Origin of the sequence: Streptomyces novaecaesareae (assembly GCF_000716875.1) — a bacterium.
GTDB lineage: Bacteria > Actinomycetota > Actinomycetes > Streptomycetales > Streptomycetaceae > Kitasatospora > Kitasatospora novaecaesareae.
The window spans coordinates 1-23,619 of record NZ_JNWQ01000016.1; the positions used below are offsets into that span (position 1 = coordinate 1).

23 protein-coding genes and 1 pseudogene are annotated in these 23,619 nt (G+C 72.8%); 18 read left to right on the top strand and 6 right to left on the bottom strand.

Annotated elements, in window-relative coordinates:
- From OP86_RS35680 to ssuE, 8 genes are all read left to right on the top strand, one after another.
- Positions 1 to 122 (top strand): methionine adenosyltransferase domain-containing protein (locus OP86_RS35680; RefSeq protein ID WP_157849693.1); only part of this gene is annotated, 122 nt, incomplete at its 5' end.
- Positions 119 to 1,708: an S-methyl-5-thioribose-1-phosphate isomerase gene (mtnA, locus tag OP86_RS08150; RefSeq protein WP_157849694.1), complete on the top strand. Its 1,590-nt coding sequence runs from the start codon at positions 119 to 121 to the stop codon at positions 1,706 to 1,708. The genes OP86_RS35680 and mtnA, both read left to right, overlap by 4 nt.
- Positions 1,705 to 2,433 (top strand): methylthioribulose 1-phosphate dehydratase, encoded by a 729-nt coding sequence (gene mtnB, locus OP86_RS08155; RefSeq protein WP_234434950.1) that lies wholly within the window; start codon positions 1,705 to 1,707, stop codon positions 2,431 to 2,433. The genes mtnA and mtnB overlap by 4 nt, the downstream gene beginning before the upstream one ends.
- Positions 2,430 to 3,008, top strand: a complete 579-nt coding sequence (locus OP86_RS08160; RefSeq protein WP_030061727.1) for a 1,2-dihydroxy-3-keto-5-methylthiopentene dioxygenase — start codon at positions 2,430 to 2,432, stop codon at positions 3,006 to 3,008. The genes mtnB and OP86_RS08160 overlap by 4 nt, the downstream gene beginning before the upstream one ends.
- Positions 3,005 to 3,766 carry an acireductone synthase gene (gene mtnC, locus OP86_RS08165; protein WP_030257719.1) on the top strand — a complete coding sequence of 254 codons (762 nt, stop codon included), beginning with the start codon at positions 3,005 to 3,007 and terminating at the stop codon, positions 3,764 to 3,766. The genes OP86_RS08160 and mtnC overlap by 4 nt, the downstream gene beginning before the upstream one ends.
- Entirely contained in the window at positions 3,763 to 4,578 is an 816-nt protein-coding gene (locus OP86_RS08170) for an S-methyl-5'-thioadenosine phosphorylase (protein ID WP_030061726.1), read from the top strand. The genes mtnC and OP86_RS08170 overlap by 4 nt, the downstream gene beginning before the upstream one ends.
- A 106-nt stretch (positions 4,579 to 4,684) precedes the next feature.
- Positions 4,685 to 5,938 carry an MFS transporter gene (locus tag OP86_RS08175; protein ID WP_030061725.1) on the top strand — a complete coding sequence of 418 codons (1,254 nt, stop codon included), beginning with the start codon at positions 4,685 to 4,687 and terminating at the stop codon, positions 5,936 to 5,938.
- 44 nt (positions 5,939 to 5,982) lie between these two features.
- On the top strand, positions 5,983 to 6,546 hold the full coding sequence (ssuE, locus tag OP86_RS08180) for an NADPH-dependent FMN reductase (protein ID WP_030257724.1): 564 nt from the start codon (positions 5,983 to 5,985) through the stop codon (positions 6,544 to 6,546).
- Positions 6,547 to 6,598: 52 nt separating this feature from the next.
- Here the strand turns inward: ssuE and OP86_RS35685 are convergent, their stop codons facing one another.
- Positions 6,599 to 7,969, bottom strand: coding sequence for an ATP-grasp domain-containing protein (locus tag OP86_RS35685; protein ID WP_157849695.1), 1,371 nt, complete (start codon positions 7,967 to 7,969; stop codon positions 6,599 to 6,601).
- Between the two features lie 221 nt (positions 7,970 to 8,190).
- Here OP86_RS35685 and OP86_RS08190 point away from each other — a divergent pair, with 221 nt between their 5' ends.
- The 8 genes from OP86_RS08190 (at position 8,191) to OP86_RS08225 (ending at position 17,010) form a co-directional block, all read left to right on the top strand.
- Positions 8,191 to 9,402 (top strand): hypothetical protein, encoded by a 1,212-nt coding sequence (locus OP86_RS08190; RefSeq protein ID WP_030061722.1) that lies wholly within the window; start codon positions 8,191 to 8,193, stop codon positions 9,400 to 9,402.
- 66 nt (positions 9,403 to 9,468) lie between these two features.
- Positions 9,469 to 10,266, top strand: coding sequence for a cupin domain-containing protein (locus OP86_RS08195; RefSeq protein WP_030061721.1), 798 nt, complete (start codon positions 9,469 to 9,471; stop codon positions 10,264 to 10,266).
- Positions 10,267 to 10,606: 340 nt separating this feature from the next.
- Positions 10,607 to 10,792 carry a tautomerase family protein gene (locus OP86_RS08200; protein ID WP_030061720.1) on the top strand — a complete coding sequence of 62 codons (186 nt, stop codon included), beginning with the start codon at positions 10,607 to 10,609 and terminating at the stop codon, positions 10,790 to 10,792.
- A 47-nt stretch (positions 10,793 to 10,839) separates the two neighbouring features.
- Entirely contained in the window at positions 10,840 to 11,637 is a 798-nt protein-coding gene (locus tag OP86_RS08205; RefSeq protein ID WP_199815190.1) for a cupin domain-containing protein, read from the top strand.
- A gap of 7 nt (positions 11,638 to 11,644) precedes the next feature.
- The gene (asnB, locus tag OP86_RS08210) at positions 11,645 to 13,474 is read left to right on the top strand and encodes an asparagine synthase (glutamine-hydrolyzing) (protein ID WP_030257727.1); all 1,830 of its coding nucleotides are present in this window, start codon (positions 11,645 to 11,647) and stop codon (positions 13,472 to 13,474) included.
- Complete coding sequence (locus OP86_RS08215; protein ID WP_051829843.1) at positions 13,471 to 14,508, top strand: PrpF domain-containing protein; 1,038 nt, start codon at positions 13,471 to 13,473, stop codon at positions 14,506 to 14,508. The genes asnB and OP86_RS08215 overlap by 4 nt, the downstream gene beginning before the upstream one ends.
- Before the next feature lie 4 nt (positions 14,509 to 14,512).
- A complete protein-coding gene (locus OP86_RS08220) occupies positions 14,513 to 15,634 on the top strand; it encodes an acyl-CoA dehydrogenase family protein (RefSeq protein ID WP_078588782.1) in 1,122 nt (373 codons plus the stop codon).
- Positions 15,631 to 17,010: a dihydroorotase gene (locus OP86_RS08225; RefSeq protein ID WP_030061715.1), complete on the top strand. Its 1,380-nt coding sequence runs from the start codon at positions 15,631 to 15,633 to the stop codon at positions 17,008 to 17,010. The genes OP86_RS08220 and OP86_RS08225 overlap by 4 nt, the downstream gene beginning before the upstream one ends.
- A 97-nt stretch (positions 17,011 to 17,107) precedes the next feature.
- Here the strand turns inward: OP86_RS08225 and OP86_RS08230 are convergent, their stop codons facing one another.
- Genes OP86_RS08230 through OP86_RS08245 form a run of 4 tightly spaced genes read right to left on the bottom strand, consistent with a single transcriptional unit; the run spans position 17,108 to position 20,938 of the window.
- Entirely contained in the window at positions 17,108 to 17,563 is a 456-nt protein-coding gene (locus OP86_RS08230; RefSeq protein ID WP_030061714.1) for a MaoC family dehydratase, read from the bottom strand.
- Positions 17,564 to 17,592: 29 nt separating this feature from the next.
- Positions 17,593 to 19,086, bottom strand: a complete 1,494-nt coding sequence (locus OP86_RS08235) for an acyl-CoA synthetase (RefSeq protein ID WP_030061713.1) — start codon at positions 19,084 to 19,086, stop codon at positions 17,593 to 17,595.
- Between the two features lie 22 nt (positions 19,087 to 19,108).
- Positions 19,109 to 19,981: an amidohydrolase family protein gene (locus OP86_RS08240; RefSeq protein WP_157849696.1), complete on the bottom strand. Its 873-nt coding sequence runs from the start codon at positions 19,979 to 19,981 to the stop codon at positions 19,109 to 19,111.
- 54 nt (positions 19,982 to 20,035) lie between these two features.
- On the bottom strand, positions 20,036 to 20,938 hold the full coding sequence (locus tag OP86_RS08245) for an SDR family oxidoreductase (protein WP_030257749.1): 903 nt from the start codon (positions 20,936 to 20,938) through the stop codon (positions 20,036 to 20,038).
- Between the two features lie 149 nt (positions 20,939 to 21,087).
- Between OP86_RS08245 and OP86_RS08250 the strand changes: the two genes are divergently transcribed.
- Both OP86_RS08250 and OP86_RS37860 read left to right on the top strand, forming a co-directional pair.
- Complete coding sequence (locus OP86_RS08250) at positions 21,088 to 21,906, top strand: PaaX family transcriptional regulator (RefSeq protein WP_033331368.1); 819 nt, start codon at positions 21,088 to 21,090, stop codon at positions 21,904 to 21,906.
- A gap of 129 nt (positions 21,907 to 22,035) precedes the next feature.
- A pseudogene (locus tag OP86_RS37860) lies at positions 22,036 to 22,155 on the top strand (NAD(P)-dependent alcohol dehydrogenase); the annotation flags it as partial.
- 77 nt (positions 22,156 to 22,232) lie between these two features.
- On the opposite strand, the gene OP86_RS08255 reads toward OP86_RS37860, so the two are convergent.
- Positions 22,233 to 23,567 carry a ricin-type beta-trefoil lectin domain protein gene (locus tag OP86_RS08255; RefSeq protein ID WP_030257754.1) on the bottom strand — a complete coding sequence of 445 codons (1,335 nt, stop codon included), beginning with the start codon at positions 23,565 to 23,567 and terminating at the stop codon, positions 22,233 to 22,235.
- Positions 23,568 to 23,619: the final 52 nt, after the last annotated feature.

The following is a 23,619-nucleotide window of genomic DNA, read 5'->3' on the forward strand; positions in this document are numbered from 1 at the left end:
TGGACCTGCTGCGGCCGATCTACTCCCAGACCGCCGCGTACGGCCACTTCGGCCGTGAGCTGCCGGACTTCACCTGGGAGCGCACCGACCGCGTCGAGCGGCTGAAGGCGGCCGTCGCGTGACCCGGCCGCAGGAGAGCGCCCCCGAGGGCGCGTTCCGGTCCTCCCTCACCTGGGAGGACGGCGCCGTCCTCGCGGTGGACCAGCGCGCGCTGCCGCAGGAGCACCGGGTGCTGCGGCTGGAGACGGTCGACCAACTGATCGACGCCATCCGCTCCCTGGCCGTGCGCGGCGCCCCGGCCATCGGCCTGGCCGGGGCGCTCGGCGTCGCCCTGTCGGCCCACCGGCACCGCACCGGGGCCGACGGCGCGCTGGACGAGGCGGCGGTGCGGGCCGACAGCGCCCGGATCGCCTCGGCCCGTCCCACCGCCGTCCACCTGGCCCGGGCCGTCGAGCGGGTGCTGGAGCGGCTCCCCGACGGGCCCGAGGCCGTCCTGCGGGAGGCCGTGTCGATGCAGGCCGAGGACGCCGCCGTGAACCGGGCCGCCGTGCAGAAGGCCGCCGACCTGGTGGTGGCGCTCACCCCGGACCGGCCGCTGCGGATCCTCACCCACTGCAACACCGGCCGGCTGGCCACCGCCGCGGTCGGCACGGCCCTCGGCACGATCCTCGAACTCGCCGCCCGCGGGCGGGTCGTGGACGTGCTGGTGGACGAGACCCGCCCGCTGCTGCAGGGCTCGCGCCTGACCGCGTGGGAGCTCGGCGAGGCCGGGGTGCCGTACCGGGTGTGCGTGGACTCGGCGGCGGCCGCCGCGATGTCCCAGGGGCTGGTGGACTGCGTGCTGGTCGGCGCGGACCGGATCGCCGCCAACGGCGACACCGCCAACAAGATAGGGACGTACGGTCTGGCCGTGGCGGCCGCCCGGCACGGCATCCCGTTCGTCGTCGTCGCCCCCGAGTCGACCTGGGACCGCGACCTGCCCGACGGCAGCGGCATCCGTATAGAGCAGAGGGCAGCGGCGGAGGTCACCACCGTCGCCGGCGCGCCGGTCGCACCGGCCGGCGCGGCCGTCTTCAACCCCGCCTTCGACGTCACCCCGGCCGAGCTGATCACCGCCGTCGTCTCGGACCGGCAGGTCTTCCGGCCGGCGGCCACGGCAGCCACGGCGGGCGAGCCGGGCGGCGAACTCGGCGAGCGCATCACGGACCTGCTCACCTGCTTCCCCGACCACCCGAAGCCGGGGATCCTCTTCCGGGACCTGGCCGGCGTCTACGCCGAGCCGGGCCTGGTCGGGCGGATCGCGGACGGCATCGCCGACGCCTTCGCCGGGCAGTTCGACTCGGTCCTCGCCATCGAGTCCCGCGGGTTCGTGCTCGGCGCGGCACTCGCCGCCAGGACCGGGACGCCGCTCGTCCTGGCCCGCAAGCCGGGCAAGCTCCCCGGCCCGGTACACCGGGCGTCCTACAGCCTGGAGTACGGCGACGACCTGCTGGAGCTGCAGAAGGGCGCCGTCCGGCCCGGCGAGCGGGTGCTCTGCGTGGACGACGTGCTCGCCACCGGGGGTACCCTCGCGGCCGCGACCAGCCTCGTCACCGACTCGGGCGCCGAGGTGGCCGGGCTGGTCGCGGTGGTCGAACTGCTCGGCCTCGGCGGAGCGGAGCGGCTCTCCGCCCACCGCCTGCTGACCCTGAGCCAGGTGTCCGAGTGATCGCCTCCTCCGCCTCCGCCTCCGCCTCCGCCGAGACCGAGACCGCGACCGCGGCCGCCTCCGACGCCGAGCGCACGAGCGCGGGAGGCCGGCTCGCCGAGCTCTCCCGCGACCTCTACCGGCGCGGCTGGATGCCCGGCACCTCCGGGAACATCTCCGCCCTGCTCCCCGGGGAGCGCCGCGCCCTCATCACCGCCAGCGGCCGGGACAAGGGCGAACTGACGGCCGAGTCCATGGTCCTGGTGGACGCGGACAGCGGCCGGGCCGTCGCCCCGGGGGCGCTGCGGCCCTCCGCCGAGACGTCGATCCACGCCGCCGTCTACCGGACCACCGGCGCCGGGGCCGTGATCCACGTCCACGCGCCGTACTCCACCGTGACGGCCAGCAGGTTCCGCAGCGACCGGGTGAGCCCGCTCCGGCTCGAACACTTCGAGCTGCTGAAGGGGCTCGCGCTGACCGACCCGGCCGGCACCGACCTGCCGGTGTTCCCCAACTGGCCGGACGTGGGCCGGATCGCCGACGACGTCGCGCACTACCTGGAACGCACCCCGCAGGCCCCGCCCGGACTGCTCATCGCCCACCACGGGATCACCACCTGGGGACGCGACCTCGCCGAGGCCCGCAACCGCCTGGAGTGCCTGGAGGCGATCTGCCAGCTCCTGGTCCTCGGCATCGAGCCCGCCGGCCAGGCCACCGCCAACCCCGCCGAGGAGAACAGCCGATGACCCTGCTCCAGATCATGCCCGACCACGCGCCGGAGGAGGTCCTGCTGCGCACCGGTGACGAACACGAGATCGCCGCGGCGCTGCAGGAGTGCGGTGTCGAGTTCCGCCGGTGGAGCCTGCGGCGCGCGCTCACCGACACGGACTCCGCCGAGGACGTCCTCGCGCTCTACCGCGCCGAGGTGGACGACCTGTGCGCCCGCGAGGGGCTGCGGGTCGTGGACGTGGCCCAGCTCCTGCCCGTGCCGGGGCCGGAGTGGGAGGAGAAGGCGAGCCAGGCCCGTTCGACGTTCCTGGCGGAGCACCGGCACGCCGAGGACGAGGTGCGCTTCTTCGCCCACGGCGCGGGCTGCTTCTACCTCCACGTGGACGGCAAGGTGTACGCGGTGGTCTGCACGGCGGGCGACCTGCTCTCGGTGCCGGCCGGCACCCGCCACTGGTTCGACATGGGCGGACGCCCGGAGTTCGCCGCCGTCCGGTTCTTCAAGGAGAAGGACGGCTGGGTGGGCGACTTCACCGGCGACTCCATCGCCTCCCGGTTCCCGGACCTCGACGCGCTGCTGTCGGCGGGCGCGTGATCACGGCGACCGCACGGGCGGCCGTCCTCGACATCGAGGGCACCACCGGCTCCGCCGCGCACGTGTACGAGGTGCTGTTCCCGTACGCCCGGGTCCGGCTCGCGGACTGGTTCGCGAGCCACCGCGACGACCCCCGCCACGGCGAACTCCTCGCGGAGGTGGGCGAGGTGACCGGCACGGCGGTGGACGAGGCGGGGGCGATCGCCGCGCTGACGGCCTGGGCCGACGCCGACGTCAAGGCCGCCCCGCTCAAGCGCCTCCAGGGGCTGATCTGGGCCGAAGGCTTCGCCGACGGCACCCTCACCGGCCACGTCTACCCGGACGTGCCACCGGCCCTGCGCCGCTGGCAGGCGGCCGGCATCGACTGCTACATCTACTCCTCGGGCTCGGTGACCGCCCAGCGGGACTGGTTCGGCCACAGCAACGAGGGCGACCTGTCCGGGCTGCTGCGCGGCCACTTCGACCTGGGCAACGCCGGCGCCAAGACCGAGGCCGCCTCGTACCGGAGCATCACCCGGGCCATCGGGACGCCGCCGCACCTCACCGTCTTCCTCAGCGACCGCGTCGGGGAGCTCGACGCGGCCGCCGCCGCGGGCTGGCAGACGGTGGCGGTGCGCCGCCCCGAGGACCCGAGCGCGCCGATGGGCGAACACCCGCTGGTGGCCGCCCTCGACCAGATCCAGCTGAACGCCCACGCACCGGCCGGGCCGACCGGCCCGGGCTCACCGACTCCCCGAGACGAGGACCCCCGCTCATGACCACATCAGCAGACCCGGTGGCCGAGATCGCGGTGATCGGTGGCAGCGGGTTCTACCAACTGCTCGAAGGCGCCGAGGAGATCAAGGTCACCACACCGTACGGCGACCCCTCGGAGACCGTCTCCGTTGGGACGGTGGCCGGCCGCAAGGTCGCCTTCCTGCCCCGCCACGGCCGGGGCCACGCCCTGCCCCCGCACCGGATCAACTACCGCGCCAACCTCTGGGCCCTGCGCTCGCTCGGCGTCCGCCAGGTGCTCGCCCCCTGCGCCGTCGGCTCGCTGCGGCGCGAGCTGGGCCCGGGCAGCATCGTGGTGCCCGACCAGCTGGTGGACCGCACCTCGGGGCGCGTCCAGACCTTCTACGAGGAAGGCGCGGTGCACGTCTCCTTCGCCGACCCGTACTGCGCCGAGGGCCGGGCCGCCGTCATCGGGGCGGCCGCCACGACGGGTGACGCCGTCACGGACGGCGGCACCATGGTGGTGATCGAGGGCCCCCGCTTCTCCACGCGCGCCGAGTCCCAGTGGTACGCCTCGGCCGGCTGGTCGCTGGTCAACATGACCGGCCACCCCGAAGCCGTCCTCGCGCGCGAACTCGGCCTCTGCTACACCTCGGTGGCCCTGGTGACCGACCTCGACGCCGGGATCGACGCCACCGAGAGCGTCGCCCAGGAGGAGGTCTTCAAGGTCTTCGCCCGGCACACCGAACGCCTGCGCGCTCTGGTGCTGGAAGCGGTGGCCGGCCTCCCCGCGGAACGGCACTGCGCCTGTACCGGCGCCCTCGACGGGGTGACGCTGCCCTTCGACCTTCCGTAACAGCCCAGGGCCTGTCCGGCCAGGATCCGCCGGACAGGCCCTCGGCCGTACCGGAGCACCTCCGCCATCACGCGCGCTCGGCGCGCACGGAACAACAGGGAGACAGATGCCGAACACCAGGACAGCAGGGCGCTGGCGGTCGGTGGTGCCGGAGCCGGGGCCGGTACGGCCGCTCGCCGTCGCCGCACTCACCAGCCGGGTCGGCCGCGGCCTCTTCACCACGGTGCTGCCGCTCTACCTGACCCGGGTGGTGGGCCTGCCGGCCGCCCAGGTCGGCATCGGTCTGACGCTCGCCTCGCTGGTGGGCCTCGCCGCCGGAATCCCGGCGGGCTACCTGTCCGACGTCTTCGGCCCGCGCGGGATGCGGGCCGCCGCACGGGTCGCCGAGGCGCTGCTGCTCTGCGGCTACGTCCTGTTCGACAGCTTCGCCGGATTCCTCGTGGTGGCCTGCCTGGTGACGCTCTTCGAGTCCTCCGGCCTCGCCGCCGAAGGCGCGCTGATCGCCGGATCCGCGAAGCCCGAGCAGCGGGTGCACACCCGCGCCTACCTCCGGTCGGTCAACAACGCCGGCTGGACGCTGGGCGCCCTCATCGCGGGTGGCGCCCTGCTGGCCGACAGCCACCAGGCCTACCTGGCCGTGGTGTTGGTCGCCGCGGCCTGCTACCTGGTCTCCGCGGTGGCGACGATGCGGGTGCCGGCCGTCCCGCCGGCGCCGCGGACGAAGGACGGTCCGCGCTGGGTCGTCCTGCGCGACCGTCCGTTCGTCCTGCTGACCATGCTCAACGGGGTGCTCGGCATGAACCTCGGTCTGTTCACCGTGGCCGTGCCGCTCTTCATGACCACCCGCACCCACGTGCCGGTGGCGCTGTACTCGGTGCTCGTCCTGATCAACACGATCGCGGCCACGGTCTTCCAGGTCCGTGCCAGCCAGGGCTCCGACACCGTGCCCGGCGCCGCCAGGGCCCAACTGCGCGCCGGGATCCTGCTGGCCGGCTGCTGCGTGCTGTTCGCCCTCGCCGACGGGCGGAGCTCGTGGCTCGCCGCCGCCCTCCTGCTGGCCGGCGCCGCGGTGCACGTGGCGGGGGAGCTGTTCCAGTCGGCCGGCGCCTGGGGGCTGTCCTTCGAGCTGGCCCCGGAGCACGCGGTGGGCCAGTACCAGGGGATGTACGGGGTCGGCCGCGACCTCGGGCAGATCCTCACCCCGGTGGTCACCACCGCCGCGATGGTCAGCTGGGGCTGGGCCGGGTGCCTGCTGCTCGGTGCGATGTTCCTGGCGGCGGGAGTCGCCGTGCCGCCCGCCGCCCGCTGGGCCGAACACCGGACGGCCCGCGTCGCGGACCCGCAGGGGGCCGCCGTCTGACCGTCGGCGCCCGTACCCGTTCCCCTATGGCGAAGTGAGAGTCGATGGCTGTCGTACTGTCCGTATCGGGAAGTCCCTCGTCGCGCTCCCGCAGCACCGGCCTGTTGCGCCACGTCGACGCGATGCTGTCCGCCCGGGGGCACACCGTCCTTGCGCTGGACGTCCGCGAGCTGCCCGCCGAAGCGCTGTTCGGCACGGACCCGGGCCATCCCGAACTGGCCCGGGCCGCCGGGCTGTTCGAGCTGGCGGACGCCGTGGTGATCGCCACCCCGGTCTACAAGGCGGCGTACTCGGGGCTGCTGAAGTGCCTGCTGGACCACCTCCCGCAGCACGCCCTCGCGGGGAAGACCGTCCTGCCGCTGGCCACCGGGGGATCGACCGCGCACGTCCTCGCCATCGACTACGCGCTGCGCCCGGTGCTGTCCTCGATGGGGGCGTTCCACATCGTCCAGGGCTGGTTCGTCCTGGACCGCTGCATCACGCTCGACGAGCGGGCGGGCGTGACGGTCGACGGCGCGGCCGACGCCGGGCTGCGGGAGGTGGTCGACCGCTTCTGCACGGCGCTCGGCGGCCGCCTGCTGTCGGCCGCCCCGGCCGATGCCCGCTGACCACGGCGTGTGCCGCCCGCGATGGACGCGGCACACGCCGGTGGTCCGCCGGTCAGCCGGCCGGGGCCGGCCGGAGGTCGCCCTCCTGCTCCACCGCGACGCTCGCGGCGAACCAGTCGACCAGGTCCTGCAGGCGGCGGGCCAGCTCCTCCTCATCCGTCGCCGAGACGACCGCGTGTCCGGCCCGGGTCTGGGGAGCGGCGCCGGCGTCGTTGCGCAGGCTCTCGTCGAGAGCGCAGAACACCACCCCGGGACGGGCCATGACCTCCTCGTGGGCCGGCATGGCCCGGAGCACCCCGGGCGGGGCCGGCAGGCACACCGAGCCGAACACGACGCCGTCCGGGTATCCGGGCTCGGCGGTCAGGCCGGCCGGCCTGCCGAGCACCATACGGGCCCACTCGTCCCGCAGGTTGACGCGGAAGGCGTGCTGGAAGAGGTCGTCGATCCACAGGCCGCCCACGCGGGCCGCGCACTCGCCGAACACGACGCCCCCGTCGGGGGCCTGGAAGGCTTCGAGGTGGAACAGTCCGTCCTGGTACTCCAGGGCCTTCAGCGCCGTCCCGGCGAGGGAGCGCATCGACCGGTAGAGCTCCGGATACCGGTCGGGCCGGACGGCGGAGCTCCCGACCAGTCCGCCGTCGTGCATCCCGATGACGTTCTGCAGGTACTTCGACACGCCCAGGACCAGCACCTCGCCGTCGCGCACGAGGCCGTCGACGTGGAACTCCGTGCCGCGGACGAACTCCTCCAGCAGCCACGGGCCGTCACCCGACCCGGACGCCACTGCCAGGCATTCCCGGAGATGCTCGGGGCCGAGTGTGACGAAGGTATTGTACTGCCCCTTTCCGTCGATCGGCTTGAGCACCCTGGGGAATTCCAGTGAATCAAAATCCAGTGCCGTGGAGGAATCCACCGTCTCGCACCCGGCAGTCGCCACGCCCGCTCCGCGGACTTTCCTCTTCTGAATGAACTTGTCGCGCATGCCGAGCGATTTGACCGCGGCTCCACGGCTGAATCCGTAGAGGTCGGAAATCGCCGCGGCCGGCACGACGCAGAACTCCAGGACGCTGCAGACCGCGTCGAATTCACTGACCGGGAGCTCGGCGCGCTCCAGGCCGCCGAGGATGGCTGACACACTCGTCGGGTCGGTCACGGCTACCGTCGACACGCCTGCTGCCTGGGCTTTTGCGATGTCCCCGGGGGACACCGCGCAGGTGACACGTGCCCCGGCGCGGGTCAGCGCGGCCACCGCGCGGGGCATCCAGCCAATGTGGAGAACATGCGGGAGCTGATTCATCGATACGCTCCAGAGATCGGGCGAAGCGCCTTCGCGGCGAAATTTCGATTGCCCGGAGGATGCTAACAGCCGGACTTTGGACGCGCCATCGTCGGCAATCGAAAAAATGCGAGTGATCCACGCCACAGGTAGCCGCAGTATTGCCTGATGTACTTCTTGGGTAGCTTTGCCATCGCCGCCCGGGGAGGGCGTCCGGCGGGTCGGTTCTCCGCCGGTGCCGGCCACAATTTCGAGGCCCGGCATTCGGGCCCGGCATTCGAGGCCGCTATTCGTGGCCCGGCATTCGTGGCCGCAGCCGACGCCGCGCCACCGCACCGGCCGCGCCACCGCATCGACAGGAGGACGTCGTGACCAGCGAACCCGATCAGGACCGGGGGCCCACGCTCGGTGAGGTGCTGGGCTCGTTCCGGCCGGCCGGTCCGCCCGGAGCCGAGGTCCGCCACCGGCGCCGGCAGCTGGCGGACTTCGTCCGGGCCGCCGAGCCGCGGGTCCACCGGGCGCCGGCGGCGGACCGCGAGCGGATGCGCCGGCTCCTGGGGTGGGACGACGAGTCGCTGCACCGGTTCGTCTCCTCCCCGATGGTCGTGCACACCTCGACCCACGCCAGCCTGAACGCCTACGCTCCGATGCTGACGTTCCCCTGGTACGCGCTGCGGCTGATCAGCCAGGCGACCGGCTCCGCCGACGGCGGTACCCACCTGCGCACGCTGCTGACGCACAACAACGTCACCGACCACCGCTGGAAGCCCAACTCCTGGTGGCGCTGCGACCGGCACGGCCGGCTGGTGCGCACCCAGGTGCTCAGCCAGCGGCCGCGGTTCCGGCACCAGATCCTGCTGACCCAGCCCGTCCCGGAGATCACCGCGGACGACCTGGCCCCGACGGACACCGAGGCGCTCGAACTCGCCCGCCACGCCACCAACTTCGCCTACTTCGCGATGATCTACCGGATCTCGCTGGAACGGCAGCTCGGCCTGCACGTCCCGGGCGGAACCGTCGAGGTGCCCATCGACATGATGAACACCTTCTCGCTCACCACGGGCGACTACGACGGCTGGGTCGACACCCTCTACACCGGGGGCTACGGGCTGCGGGGCATCGGAGCGGACAACAAGCTGCAGGACCTGCCGCGCGAGAGCGCCGCCGCGCTGGCCCCGCCCGAGGCGCTGGACCTCCGCTCGACGCTCATCTGCCCCAACTACATGAACCTCGGCCACTCCTACCGGATGTCCGTGAGCGCGACCATCGGCGCCGACCGGATGACCGCGTACGAGGCGGAGATGGGCGAGGTCCTGTCCCGGTTCTTCAGGACGCTCGGCGAGGAGTTCGACCGCCCGCAGTTCCTGGGCGTCTCCCGCACCGAGATCGACCAGCTCGCACCACTGCCCGACCAGCTCGTGGCAGATCTCGCGGACCTGGGCGGCCAGCCGTCGTTCCCGCTGTACGCCGCGACCTACGGGGAGCGCCTGGTGCCCGCGCTCGACGCGGCCCTGGAGCGCCCGGTGGGGACCGTCGCGACGATCAGCGCGCGCGGCGCGGCCGCCCGGGCACTCGCCTGAACCCCGAAGCCACCGTCTGCCACTCATCGAGTACCCAACGAGTACCCATCGAGAGGAAGCACCGCAGTGACCAGTCTTGACCAGCACGGCGTCGTCATCCGCCGCAGCGAGCTGAAGTACACCGAGGAGGACGGCTGCTGGGTGAGCCGCCCGGTCGGCCCGCACGTGGACGCCCGGTTCGTCTCCGTCGACATCGTGCGCATCCCGCGCGGTGCCAGCTGGAAGCCGGACGTCTACCGGCAGGAGGAGACCACCGCGATCGTGTTCGAGGGCACCGGCTCGGCCCAGGTGGGCGACGAGACCAGCCCGGTGATCAAGGGCTCCACCGCCTACGCCCCGACGGACCAGCAGCTCACCTTCACCGCCGAGAGCGACGAGCTGACCGTGTACTTCTGGCGGGCGGTCCTGCCCGAGGGCAGCCCCCGCGGGTCCGCCCCGACGTTCTTCAACACCGTCTACGACACCTCGAAGGGCATCCACAAGTTCGCCGGCACCGGCGAGATCGCGCCGGTGGACAACGAGCGGCGCGCGTACATGAACTTCCCGCACTGGCCCGGCAACGGCTGCGCCTACCTGTGCATCAACAGCGGCATGGGCGCGCCGGGCAACACCTTCAACATCCACGCCCACCCGGGTGCCGAGGACGCGCTGTTCGCACTGGAGGGAAGCGGACAGTTCTTCCTCGGCGACCAGTGGCTCGACATGGAGCCCGGCGACGGGGTCTTCGCCCGCGCGGGCGCCCTGCACGGCACCCGCAACCCCGACCGCCCGGGGGCTCCCGAGCTGTTCGTCTCCGTCGGCGGGCCGGTCCCGTACGACGCGGAGCTCTACCGCGCGGCGGGCCTGTCGCCCGAGCTCGTCTAGGTCCCGTGCCACCCGCGGGCCGGGGCGCGTCTCCCCTAGGGCCCGTCTTCAAACCCCCGCCTGCGCGGCGACGCCGGGGCACGCGCCTCGCCGCGTTGTCGTCGGTCGCCGATGCTCCGCATGGACTCCCTCCTCCGCCTTGCGATGCACGCACCCCAACGCCGCCACGCCCGCCCTTCGGGCGGACGACGGGGGTTTGAAGACGGGCCCTGGCCCCGGCCCGCCCGGGTGGCGGCCCGTCAGCCGGGCCAGGGAGCCGGAGGACCAGAGGGCCGGAAGACCAGCGAGCCGGCACACCAGAGAGTCAGCGAACCAGAGAGCCAGAGAGAAGGTGCGTCCGATGCCAGTGGTCACCGTGGACTGGTGGAGCGGCAGCAAGCAGGAGAGCCGGCGCGAACTCGTCGAGGAGGTCACCGCGACCGTGTCCAGGATCGCCGGCTGCCCGCAGGACGCGGTCACCGTGATCATCCGCGACGTGGAGCAGAGCCATTGGGGCAAGGGCGGCCGACTCGCCTCGGACAACTGACAGTTCAACGTGACGCACGGCAACCGCCGGAGCGTCGGGAAGGCACAATGATGGCCGTTTTTGAACAGGTCGGCGCGATCGTCCGAGCGGCGGACCTCACCTTCCGCCCGGAGGCCGGGTGCTCGGTGGCGACCGCGGTCGGCCCGGACCTGGGCGCGAGCATCATCCGGCTCGACGTCGTCCGGGTCCCCGCGGGCGGACGGTGGGAGCCGCCGGAGTCGGCGGACGAGGAGAACGTCGTCGTCGTGTTCGCCGGGTCCGGCGAGGCGTGCTCCGGCGAAGCCCGGGCGCGGGTGGCCAGGGCCGACGCGGTCTACGCCCCCACGGGCGAGCGGTACGCCCTCGCCGCGGCGGACACCGACGGTCTGACCGCCTACGTCTGGCGCACCCGCCTGCTGCCCGGCCGCTCGCACGGGTCGCAGCCCGCCCGCTTCAGCAACCTGTGGCGCACGGACACCCAGCTCCGGGGTTTCGGCGGCACCGGGCAGGTGGCCGCCTCCGACCGGACCGCGACGATGAACTTCCTGTTCTGGCCGGGCACCGGAACCCCCCAACTGTGCCTCCACTGCGGAGTGATGCAGCCCGGCGAGTACTTCAACGTGCACGTCCACCCCGAGAGCGAGGAGGCGTTCATCGCCTTCGAAGGGGAGGGGCAGATGTACCTGGCCGACCGCTGGATCGACGTCTCGCCCGGTGACGCGCTGTTCGCGCCGCCCGGCGTCCCGCACGGCACCCGGCACGACAACGAGGACCCGGCGGCCGCCCGCTTCGCCACCTGCGGCGGCCCGACCCCCTTCGACCCGGTCCTCTACCAGCGCGCCGGCGTCCCGGCGCAGGTGAGGTGAGGCGCCCATGTGCAGGATCTTCGGACACTTCGACGCCCAGGCCACCCCGCACGAGCTGAGGACCGTCTCCGCCGTCCAACGCCACGGCGGGCCGGACAGCCAGGCCCTGGCGGTCGGCCGCGGCTGGGCGCTGGGCATCAACCGGCTGGCCATCATGGACCTGGCCGGCGGCCGGCAGCCGTACCGCCTCGGCGAGCACATCACCGTGGTGTTCAACGGCGAGATCTACAACCACGCCGAGCTGCGCCGACGACTGGTGGCCCGCGGCCACCGGATCGACGACGACTGCGACGGCTCCGTGCTGCCCGCGCTCTACGCCGAGTACGGTCCGGCCTTCACCGACCACCTCGACGGCATGTACGCCATCGCCGTGATGGACCTGCGCCAGGAGCCGACGCTCGTCCTGGCCACCGACGACCTGGGCATGAAGCCCCTCTACTACCAGTGGGACGCGTACCGCAGGCAGCTGCACTTCTCCTCCGAACTGCCGGCGCTGCTCTCCTTCCGCGACGTGCGGGCCGCCGTCTGGGAGCCCGGCCTCGACGAGTACCTGTCGACGAAGACCCCGTTCGGCGAGCAGACGATGTTCGACGGGATCCAGGTGCTGCCGCCGGCGGCCACCGTCCAGGTCAACCGCTCGGGCGGGCTGCGGATCCACCGGCGGGCCGTCCTGCCGGCTCCGGAGCCCGACACCGACCCGACGGCCGCCGCCGACCGCGTGCGCGCCCTGCTGCGCGAGGAGACGCACCGGCTGCTGCTCGCCGACGTCCCGGTGGCGGCGATCACCAGCGGCGGGCTTGACTCCAGCCTGGTCTCGGCCCTGGCCGCCGAGGCGGCCGACGCCCTGCACAGCTTCAACATCGCCTACACCGGCCGGTGGCCGAGCGACGAGCGGCACTTCGCCCGCGAGGTCGCGGAACGCAACGGGACCCGCCACCACCAGGTGGAGATCGACCCGGAGAGCTTCCCCGACCTGCTGCCCGACGTGGTCTGGCACCTCGGCCAGCCCAATGCCGACCCGATCACGCTCAGCACCTACGCGCTGTTCGCCGCGGTGCGCGACGCGGGCTTCACCGTGGCGCTCACCGGCGACGCCGCCGACGAACTCTTCGGCGGGTACGACCGGATCCGCACGGCCGTGGAGACCCCGGACGGCGAGGACTGGATCACCGGGTACGTCGACGCCCTCGCGGCGGTGCCGGCCGCGCTGCGCACGGAGCTGTACACCGCGGAGTACCGCCACTACGTCGCTGCCCGGGGGCCGGCCTCCGAGCGCATCGCCGGTGAACTGGCCGCCTCGGCCGGCGGCCGGATGGAGACCCTGACCGCCTTCGAGGTCGGTCAGCGGCTGCCCGCCTACCACCTGCGGCGGGTCGACCACCTCAGCATGTCCGCCTCCGTGGAGGTGCGGCTGCCGTTCTGCCAGCCGTCGGTCCAGCGGTACGCCCGATCGCTCCCGTCGGGCCTGAAGATCGCTCCGGGCCGGGGCAAGGAGGTGCTGTACCGCGCCGCCGACGGGCTGCTCCCCAGGTCGGTGCTCGAACGGCCGAAGCAGCCGTTCACCCTGCCGATCACCGCCATGATCGCGCCCGGAGGGGCCCTCCACGGCTTCGCCCGGGACGTCCTCTCGCCGGCCGCCCTGCACCGCCACGGACTGGTCGAACCGGCCCGGGTGGACCGGCTGTTCGACGAGCAGGCCACCCGGCCGTCGGACCGGTCCGCGCTGGCGCTGTGGTCGCTGATGATCCACCAGCTGTGGATCGAGCAGTTCTGCGCCGCCCCCGGCCGGAAGGCGGACGAAGCGCCCGCCCTCCCCGGCGACGGGACGGCCGCGTGATCGCGTACATCTCCCAGGCGGACGGCGCGCCGTGTCCGACCCTGGTGCTCGACGCCGCCGACCTGCCCGCGGCCGAACCCGAACTGCGGGCGGTGCTCACCGAGGCGCGGGAGTGGCTGGTGGAGACGGGGCACGCCGACGTGCTCAAGATCGCCATCGTGGCGCAGTCCCCGCATCCGCTGTTCGACCTGGACTACCGCTTCGTGCAGTGCCTGCCGGACCGGCTCGACGCGTTCGACTTCCAGGGCAGCTGCGGCCATTCGATCCTCGCCAGCCTGGTCGTCGCCAACGCCCGCCGGTGGCTGCCGCGCCCGGCGCCGGGCGACCGGGTCCGGCTGCGGATCCTCAACAACGGGGACCAGATCGTCTGCGAGGTCGACGAGTCGCGGCGCCACGGCGGCAGCTTCACCATGTACTTCGTCCAGCCGCCGGGGAAGAGCACGAGCCGGGTCCTGATGACCGGCCGCCCGGTCGACCGGCTGACGACCCCCGCCGGCGCGTACGAGGCCTCCCTGGTGTCCCTCGGCAACCCCTACGTCTTCGTCGACGCGAAGGAGCTGGGGATCGGATCGCAGCGCGAGCTGTTCGAGGCGGGCGACGAGGTGTTCGACGAGATGCTGCGGATCCGCCGTTCGGCCTCGGCCCTGCTGGGCCTGCCGGACACCAGCGTGTTCCCCAAGATCGCGATGGTGGCGGCCTACAGCCCCGGCCTGCTGAGCGCCCGGGCCATCAGCGTGCCGCGCTGGCACCCGACGCTGGCCCTGACCGGGATCACCTGCCTGGCCGCCGCGGCGACCGCGGCCGGCACGGTGCCGGCCCGGCTCTACGAGGAGACCGGGGGCCGCCCGCCGCAGGTCGAGATCGCCACGCCCGGAGGCCGCGCCAGCGCGACCTCCAGGGTCGAGGAATCCACGCAGGGGACGGTCCTGCAGTGGGTGAGCGTGAGCCGGAAACAGGCTCAGATCCGGTCCGGCCCACTGGAGATCGCGCCGGCCGTGACCATGACGAGGAGACTGAACGGTGCCCTTCACTGAAGCCATGTCCCGACCCGACGGCCGCGAGGCGCTGGCTGAACGGTACGCGCCGCTGTACCGGACCCTGGAGGCCGAGGCGGCCGCCGCGGACACCGCCGGCGAACTGCCCGGGCGGGTGCTCGACGCGCTGCGCTCGTCGGGGATCCTCGGCGCGGCCATCCCGCGCGAGTACGGCGGTCAGGGCGGTGACGCCGTCCTGACCAACCGGCTGATCGAGCAGGTGGCCGGCCTCGATCCCTCCGTCTCGATCATCCTGTTCCAGCACTTCGCGGTCAGCGCCCGGATCGCCGAGTGGGGGACGCCGGCCCAGCGCGCGTACTACCTGCCCCGGCTCGCCGACGGCTCGTGGCTCGCCGCCTCCGCGTGGAGCGAGAGCGGCGCCGGCGCGGACAAGCGCAACATCGCGACCAAGGCCGTCCGGGTCGCGGACGGCTGGGTCCTCGACGGCGCCAAGGCCTTCACCACCGGCGCGGGCCTGGCACAGGTGTACCTGATCCTCGCCCAGTCCTCGGAGCCGGGTGCCGGAGACCTGGTGTACGGCAGCGACGGGCAGAGCTTCTACCTCGTCGAGGCCGACACTCCGGGACTGGTCGCGGACACCAGCCTGGACCTGGTCGGCATGCGCGCCTCCGCGACGGGCTTCGTCGAGCTGCGCGGCTGCGCGGTGCCGGAGAGCGCCCTGCTCGGCCCGGTCGGGAAGGCGGCGACGATCATCGCCGGCGTGCGCGAGTCGGGAGCCACCCTGGGAGCCGTGGCGGTCGGCATCGCCGACGCGGTCTACCGGATGGCGCTCGCCAAGGCCCGTCAACAGCGGCTGACGAACGAGCAGTTGACCCGGCACCGGCTGTCCGACCTGTCCGCCCAGGTGGAGAGCGCCCGGGCGATCGTCGAGGCGGCGGGCCGGCGGGAGGGGCCGAACCCCGGCCTCACCACGCTGCGCAGCAAGGTGGTGGCCTCGACCCTGGCCGAGGAGATCTGCCTGCAGGTGCAGCGCTACCTCGGCAGCGCCGGCTTCATCGCGGGCCACCCGGTCAACCGGCTGGCCCGGGACGTCCGGGCCGTCTGCCTGATGGGCCCGACCAACGACCTCTGCCGTCAGTTGATCTCCGTGGAGCAGCCGTCATGACCGAACACGAAGTCCCGTACGACCTGGTGATCCGCGGCGGCCGGCTGGTCACCCCCGAAGGGGTCCGGCCCGGTACGGTCGCGGTGCGGGGCGGCAGGATCAGCGCGCTGCTGCCGCAGGACGCCCGGGTCACCGCCACCGAGACCATCGACGCGGCCGGCCGCCACGTGCTGCCCGGGGTGATCGACTCCCACGTCCACTTCCGCACCCCCGGGCTGACCCACAAGGAGGACTGGGCACACGGCAGCAGGGCCGCGGCCGCGGGCGGCGTCACGACCGTGATCGACATGCCCAACACCCAGCCGCCGACGCACGACGCGAAGGACGCGTGGGCCAAGGCGGCGCTCATCGAGGGGCAGTCCCTGGTGGACTACCGCTTCCACCTGGGCGTCGGCACGGACACCGTGGACGCCCTCGCCGATCTCGATCCGCGGGTGGCGACCTCCGTCAAGGTGTTCATGGCCGGCCACCACACCGCGCCGCACGTCATCCACGACCCGGCGGTGCTCGCCAGGATCTTCTCGATCGCGGCCGACCGCGGGCTGCGGGTGGTCCTGCACGCGGAGGACGGGGGACTGTTCGACCTCCTCGACGGCTACCTCCCCAGCCCCACCAGCTACCGCGCGTACGAGCCCGCGCGCCCGCGCACCGGCGGGATCGTCGCCGTCGCACGGGTCATCGAACTGGTCCGCGAGTACGGCACCGCGGCCCACATCCTGCACACCTCCTCGGCGGAGGAGTGCGACCTGCTGATGGCCGCCCGGGAGGCCGGCCTGCCGGTCACCTTCGAGGCCACGCCGCACCACCTGTCCTTCACCCGCAACGACATCACGCGCCTCGGCGCCCGCATCCGGCTCAGCCCCGCCATCCGCGAGGAGCGCGACCGGGAACGGCTGTGGGAGGCGCTCATCCAGGACGGACTCGCGACCCTGGGCAGCGACCACGCCCCGCACACCGTCGAGGAGAAGACCAGGCCGCCGGCGGACGCGCCGCCGGGACTGCCCGGCGTGCAGGAACTGCTGCCCGCCGTCTTCACCGGGATGCGGCAGCGCTGGCCGGACCGCCCGGTCGACGAACTGCTGTCCCAGCTGACCCGGCTGGCCGCCGGGCGCCCGGCCGAGCTGTTCGGCCTGGGGCGCAGCAAGGGCCGGATCGAGGTCGGGTACGACGCCGACCTCGTCGTCTTCGACGCCGACGCGACCTGGTTCATGACGGCCGACGACGTGCAGTCCAAGTGCGGCTGGTCGGCGTACGAGGGGGCGACCCTGGTCGGGCGCCCGGAGACGACGGTGCGGCGCGGGGAGGTCATCTGGGACCGGCGCACGGGCGAGTTCGGCAGCCCCGACGGCCGGTGGCTGACGGGCGACGGACAGTAGACCCGGTCGACGCGTGACCACCGCTCCGGGCGGGCAACCCGGTTGCCCGCCCGGAGCGCGTCCGGGCTGATCCCGGTCAGCGACAACGCCGCTTCGGTCAGGCGTGGAAGCGGTAGACGGCCTGGGCGACGGCGGCGGGCTTGGGCTGCCCGTCGATCTCGACGGTCAGGTCGACGGTGACCTCCGCGCCGCCCTTGACCTCGGTGACCGAGACGATCGCGCCGTGGGCGCGGATCTTGGCGCCGACCCGGACGGGGGAGGGGAAACGGACCTTGTTGAGGCCGTAGTTGACGGCCATCCCGATGCCGCGGACCTCCAGCAGTTCGCTCCACAAGGGGATGAGCAGCGAGAGGCTCAGGTAGCCGTGGGCGATGGTGCCGCCGAAGGGGCCGGCCTTGGCGCGCTCGACGTCGACATGGATCCACTGGTGGTCGTCGGTGGCGTCGGCGAAGGTGTTCACCCGCTCCTGGGTGATCTCCAGCCACGCGCTGTGGCCGAGGTCGGTGCCGCCGAGTTCGAGCAGTTCGGCGATGCCGTTGACGGTACGGGACATGGGGAAGCCTCTCGGTACGGGTCCAGGGGTCAGTGCTGCGGATGGGCGGCCCGGAGCGGGGCCTTGAGCAGCTTGCCCGCGCCGCTGCGCGGGAGGGCGTGGGCGAAGAGCACGGACTTGGGGATCTTGTAGCGGGCGAGCCGCCCGTCCAGGTGGGCGGTGAGCTCCTCGGCGCTCGCCTCGGCGCCGGGCCGCAGGACGACGACGGCGCGACCGACCTCGCCCCACTTCTCGTCGGGCACGCCGAAGACGGCGCACTCGGCGACGGCCGGGTGTTCCAGCAGGGCGTCCTCGACCTCGGCCGGGTAGACGTTCTCGCCGCCGGAGATGAACATGTCCTTCAGCCGGTCCACCAGCCGGATGTAGCCCTCGGCGTCCACCGCGGCGATGTCGCCGGAGCGGAACCAGCGGCCGTCGTGGAAGGCGGTGGCGTTCTCCGCGGGACGGCCCCAGTAGCCGGGTGTGACATGGGGCCCGGCGACCAGCACCTCTCCCGGCCGGTCCACCCCGACCGGATCGCCGAGCGGGTCCACCAGCCGTACGTCCGTGAAGAAGTGCGGTACGCCCGCCGTGCCGGCGTGGGTCAGCGCGTCCTGCCGGTCGAGCAGCAGGACGCCGGGGGAGGCCTCGGTCATGCCGTAGCCCTGGACGAAGGCCAGGCCCCGGTGGAGGTAGCGCCGGATGGTCCGGGCCGGGACGGGCGCGCCTCCGCAGAGCAGGTTGCGCAGGCTGCTGAGGTCCGCGCTCGCCCAGCCGGGCTCGGCGGCCACCGCGTCGTACATCGCGGGGACGCCGAACAGGCAGGTGACCCGGTGGCGTTCGATCAGCTCCAGGGTGCGGAGCGGATCGAAGGCGGACTCCAGGACGGCCGTGCCGCCCTTGAGCAGGGTGGGCAGGCAGGTCATGTTGAGTGCGGCGGTGTGGAACAGCGGCGCGCTGACCAGGGTGACCTCGTCGGCCGAGAGGTCCACGTCGACCAGGACGTTGAGGCTGTTCCAGAGGATGTTGCCGTGGGTGAGCATGGCGCCCTTGGGGGAGCCGGTGGTCCCCGAGGTGTACATGATCATGCACAGGTCGTCCGGGCCGACCGGCGCGTCGAGCGGCTCGGCCGGGGACCCGGCCAGGAGCGCCTCGTAGGAGTCGCCCTCGGCCTCCACCAGCTCGACGTCCGCTGCGAGTTCGGTGGCACAAGGCTGACGCACCGTCAGCAGCAGGCTGCTTCCCGAGTCCTGCAGTTGGTAGCGCAGCTCGGGCACGGCGAGGCGGGTGTTGAGCGGGACGAAGACCGCGCCGAGCTGCCCGGTGGCGAACAGGGCCTCCAGGAAGGCGGGGTGGTTCGGCCCCAGGAAGGCCACCCGATCCCCGTGCCGCACGCCGCGTGCGCGCAGCAGGTGGGCCAGGCGGGTGGCGCGGTCGTACAACCCGGCGTAGCTGGTGGCGCGTTCCTCGTGGATCAGGGCGGTGCGGTGCGGGGTCTTGCGGGCCCGGCGGGCGGGCCAGGACCCGATGCCTTGGTTCTGCAACGCGGGACTCCCTTGTCTGGCGTCACTGCTGCTTGTCGAGGCCGAGCAGCCTGGCGGCATTCTCCTTGAGGATCTTCGGACGGACCTCGTCCTTGATCGGGAGCTCGGCGAAGTCGGCGAGCCAGCGGTCCGGGCTGATCAGCGGGTAGTCGGAGCCGAAGAGCACCTTGTCCTTGAGCAGGCTGTTGGCGTACTTGACCAGCTGCGGCGGGAAGTACTTCGGGGACCAGCCGGACAGGTCGATGTACACCTGCGGCTTGTGGGTGGCCACCGCCAACGCCTCGTCCTGCCAGGGGAAGGAGGGGTGGGCCAGGATGATCGGCATCCCGGGGAAGTCGACGGCGACGTCGTCCACCAGCATCGGGTCGGAGTACTTGAGCCGGATGCCGCCACCGCCGGGGGCGCCGGCGCCGATCCCGGTCTGGCCGGTGTGGAAGACGGCGATCGCGCCGGCCTCCTCGATGGCCTCGTACAGCGGGTAGGCCATCCGGTCGTTGGGGTGGAAGGCCTGGACGTTGGGGTGGAACTTGAAGCCCCTGACCCCGAACTCCTCGACCAGCCTGCGGATCTGCCGTGCGGCCATCCTCCCCTTGTACGGGTCGACGCTCGCGAAGGGGATGATCACATCGGGGTTCTCCCGTGCGGCCTCCGCGACCTCCTCGTTGGGGATGGCCGGGGTGCCGGTGGCCGCCTCGGCGTCCACGGTGAAGACCACGCAGGCCATCCTCCGCTCGCGGTAGTGCGCGGCGATCTCCGGGAGGGTCGGGCGGCGGTGCTCCGCCTTGAAGTACGCCCCGGCGGCGGTGTCCAGCTCTGCGGAGAGCGACCCCTGGCCGCGCGAGGACACCTCGGCGTGCGTATGGACGTCGATGGCGACGAGTTCGTCCAGGTTCATCGGGCGGGCTCCCATGTCATCGGGTGGACTCCCAGTTCATCGGGCGGGCTCCCATCAGATCCGGGGCGCCGGAATGCCGTAGGTCTCCGGCACGCGCCCGACGGAGACGGGCCAGGCGGCGGCGATGGCGTCCGCGCTCCAGCCGCCGTCGGCGTAGGCGACGGAGACCTCCTGCGGGTGCGACCACAGGGCCAGCTTGTCGCCGCCGATCCCGATGCACTGCCCGGTGATCCCGGCGGAGGCGTCGGAGGCGAGGAAGGTGATCAGCGGGGCGACGTCCTCGGCGGTGCCGAAGCCCTCGCCCTTGCGCAGGCCGTCCGGCAGCGGGGTGCCGTGCTGCTCCAGGGCTTCGACGTGCGGGGCGAAGGCGGGGATGGTCCTGGTCATCGCCGTGGCCGCGACGGGGATCACGGCGTTGGCGGTGATGCCGGCCCTGGCCAGCTCCATCGCCCAGGTGCGGACCATCGCGGCGATGCCCGCCTTGGCCGCGGCGTAGTTGGTCTGGCCGAAGTTGCCGCGCTGCCCGGCGGGGGAGCCGGCGACGATGATCCGCCCGCCCCCGCCCTGCTCGCGCATCCGCTCCACGGCCGCCCGGACGCAGGTGAAGGTGCCGCGCAGATGGACCTGCACGACGGTGTCGAAGTCCTCGTCGGTCATCTTCCACAGCACCCGGTCGCGCAGCACGCCCGCGTTGGTGACCATGACGTCGAGCCGCCCGAAGGCCTCGACGGCGCGGGCGACCAGGGCGCCGGCCGTCTCGGTGGTGCCGGCGGCGGCGACCTCGGCGACGGCGCGGCCGCCGGCCGTCTCGATCTCCTTGACCGCGGCGGCCGCCGCATCCGCGTCGACGTCGTTGACCACGACGGCCGCGCCTGCGGCGGCGAGGGCCTTGGCGTAGGCGAGCCCGAGGCCGCGACCGCTGCCGGTGACGACGGCGACTTTGCCGCTCAGATCCATGCGACTGCTCCTTGGCTGGGGTGTCGGCGCGCTGGGGTTGTCGGTGCGCTGGGGTGTGCGCTCAACTTAGGCAGATTGCTGTCGGCCGTCAATGGAACTGCCGAATATTCGGATGCCTTCGCACCCCGGCCGCCCGGGCGTCCTACGCTGTGCCGGTGACCAGTCCCGATCTCGCCCCGCGTCCCCAGTCGCTGATGCTCAGCTTCTTCGGCATCCATGTGCTCGGCCGGGACATCGCCCTGTCCTCCGCCTGCGTGATCGACGTGTTCGCGCGGATCGGCGTCACCGAGGACGCCGTCCGCTCGACCCTCACCCGCATGGTCAGCCGCGGCCTGCTGGAGCGGCACCGCCAGGGCCGGAAGATGTACTTCGCGCTGACCCCGCGCGCCGTCGCCGTGCTGCAGGACGGGCACGACCGCATCTGGCGCACCGGCGCGGTCAATCGCGACTGGGACGGCCAGTGGACGCTGGTCGGCTTCTCCCTGCCCGAGGCCTGGCGGCGCGAGCGGCACGATCTGCGCTCCCGGCTGACGTGGGGCGGATTCGGTCCGCTGCAGAGCGGCCTGTGGGTCGCGCCGGGCGTCGTGGACGTCGGTGCGCTGCTGGAGGACCTCTCCCTGGCCGCTCACCTCCGGGTCTTCCGCGGCACGGTCCTCGAACCGACCGAGGTCGCGCAGGTGGTGGAGTCGGCCTTCGATACCGAGTCGATCGCCGCCGACTACCACGCCTTCCTGGACCGCTGGAGCGAGCCCGGCGCCGGCGGCCCCGACCCGCTGGGCGGGCAACTGCTGCTGCACACCGACTGGCTCGACCTGGTCCGCCGGGATCCGCACCTGCCCGCGGAGCACCTGCCCGCCGACTGGCCGGCGATCCGCGCCGAGGGGCTGTTCCACGCCCTGGCCCAGGGCTGCGCCGCCGCTGCGCGGGCGCAGGCCCAGCGGGTCCTGGACGCGATCCCGGCGCACTGACGGCCCTTCCTGGGAGGTCGATCCACCGCGCCGCCATCGACGGATCCTGGGCACTCTCTTGACCGTCGCCGAAAAACCGCCCTACATTCATCGGGTAGGCCCTGGTGCGGATCCGGGCCGCCGGGCTCCGTCCGCGACGGCCGCCTCCCGCTCCACCGTCTGATCAGCCACTACCCGTTCGCCGACATCGACCGGGCCGTGTGCGACATGACCGCCGGCACGGCCGTCAAACCGGTCCTCACCTTCTGAGGCCGTCCGCCGCTGCGGTGGCGGATCGGGTCGGGCCGGTCCCGCGGCGACGGCGGAGACCGGCCCGGAATCCCTGGTCAGCTGCGCAGGCTCCACTGCTGGTTGCCCGCGCCCGAGCAGGCCCAGAGCTGGATCTTCGTCGCGTTCGCCGTGCCCGTGCCACTGGCGTCCAGGCACAGGCCCGACTGCACTCCGGTGATCGTGCCGTCGGAGTTGACGTTCCACTGCTGGTTGGTCTGCCCGTTGCAGTCCCAGATCACCGCCGCGGTGCCGTTGCTGGTCCCCTTGGCCGAGGCGTCCAGGCACTTGTTGCCGTAGACCACGAGCTGCTTGCCCGCCGTGTAGGTCCACCGCTGGTTGGTTCCGCCGTGGCAGTCCCACAGCTGGGCCTGCGTGCCGTTGGTCGTGGAGGAGTTGCCGATGTCCACGCAACGGCCCGACGCCTGGCCCACGATCTCCTGGCTGCCGCCGCCGGGCGGGGGAGTGGTGGAGCCGAACTGGCTGAAGAACTTCCACACCTCGCCGGACGTCCAGGTGTGCCAGCCGTCGCAGGTGCACCCGTCGATCGGGCCGGGGTCGTGGCCCGCACCGTCGAACGCGGCCCACACGACCGGGTACCCGGGCTTGCACCCGGAGTAGGCGGTGACGATGTGCGTCAGGCTGCCGTACGCCGGCTCGGGCGGGTTCTGCGGGCTGCAGCCGTTGTTCCTGACGAACTGGTCACGCAGGGCCCGTCCCCCGGAGATGCCCAGGACGTTGTCCCGCAGGCCGTGGAGCCCCATGTACGCGATCGGCTGCGTACCGCCGCTGCATCCGCTGAGGTTGGCTCCGGAGTAGACCGCGACCGCGCGGAAGACCGTCGGCCGGGCGCAGGCGAGCGCATAGGTCATCGCGCCGCCGTAGCTGAAACCGGTGGAGAAGAGCTGGGTCGGGTCGACGCACAGGCCGGCTTCGAGCTGCCTGGTCATGTCGTCGACGAAGGTGACGTCCTGGCCGTTGGAGTTGGCCCAGCCGTTGTTGATGCCCTGGGGCGCGACGAAGATGGTGCCGTTGTTGTCGTTGTCCGCCAGGCGCCGCAGGCCGTAGTAGGACCAGTTGTACCCGTCGGTGCCGCCGGAGTCGACGTCGTTGGCGGTGCCGCCCACCCAGTGGAATCCGAAGACCAGCCGGTAGGGGCGGGTCTGGTCGTAGTTGGCGGGGACCCTCAGGATGTAGCTGCGGTTCTGGCCGCTGCTGGAGATGGTGTGGGTGCCGCTCGCCAGCGCCGGTGCGCTGCCGCAGCCGCCGGTACCCGCGGAGGCCCCGGCCGGAGCGGCGGCCGCGCTGGAGCCGGTGCCCGGCACCAGGCCGAGCACGGCCAGGACGAGGGCCATGGCGGCCACGAGGGGTGCGAACAAGGATCTGCGTTTCATCTGCTCTCCCTTTCCACTGTGGTTCGCGGCTTTCCACTGCGGTTCGCGGCGG

Coding starts and splice junctions, on each gene's coding strand:
- OP86_RS08255 (WP_030257754.1), bottom strand. CDS start 23,567: ATGAAACGCAGATCCTTGTTCGCACCCCTCGTGGCCGCCATGGCCCTC.
- OP86_RS08240 (WP_157849696.1), bottom strand. CDS start 19,981: ATGAACCTGGACGAACTCGTCGCCATCGACGTCCATACGCACGCCGAG.
- OP86_RS08160 (WP_030061727.1), top strand. CDS start 2,430: ATGACCCTGCTCCAGATCATGCCCGACCACGCGCCGGAGGAGGTCCTG.
- OP86_RS08200 (WP_030061720.1), top strand. CDS start 10,607: ATGCCAGTGGTCACCGTGGACTGGTGGAGCGGCAGCAAGCAGGAGAGC.
- asnB (WP_030257727.1), top strand. CDS start 11,645: ATGTGCAGGATCTTCGGACACTTCGACGCCCAGGCCACCCCGCACGAG.
- OP86_RS08170 (WP_030061726.1), top strand. CDS start 3,763: ATGACCACATCAGCAGACCCGGTGGCCGAGATCGCGGTGATCGGTGGC.
- OP86_RS08245 (WP_030257749.1), bottom strand. CDS start 20,938: ATGGATCTGAGCGGCAAAGTCGCCGTCGTCACCGGCAGCGGTCGCGGC.
- ssuE (WP_030257724.1), top strand. CDS start 5,983: ATGGCTGTCGTACTGTCCGTATCGGGAAGTCCCTCGTCGCGCTCCCGC.
- OP86_RS08175 (WP_030061725.1), top strand. CDS start 4,685: ATGCCGAACACCAGGACAGCAGGGCGCTGGCGGTCGGTGGTGCCGGAG.
- OP86_RS08230 (WP_030061714.1), bottom strand. CDS start 17,563: ATGTCCCGTACCGTCAACGGCATCGCCGAACTGCTCGAACTCGGCGGC.
- OP86_RS08205 (WP_199815190.1), top strand. CDS start 10,840: ATGATGGCCGTTTTTGAACAGGTCGGCGCGATCGTCCGAGCGGCGGAC.
- OP86_RS08220 (WP_078588782.1), top strand. CDS start 14,513: ATGTCCCGACCCGACGGCCGCGAGGCGCTGGCTGAACGGTACGCGCCG.
- OP86_RS08225 (WP_030061715.1), top strand. CDS start 15,631: ATGACCGAACACGAAGTCCCGTACGACCTGGTGATCCGCGGCGGCCGG.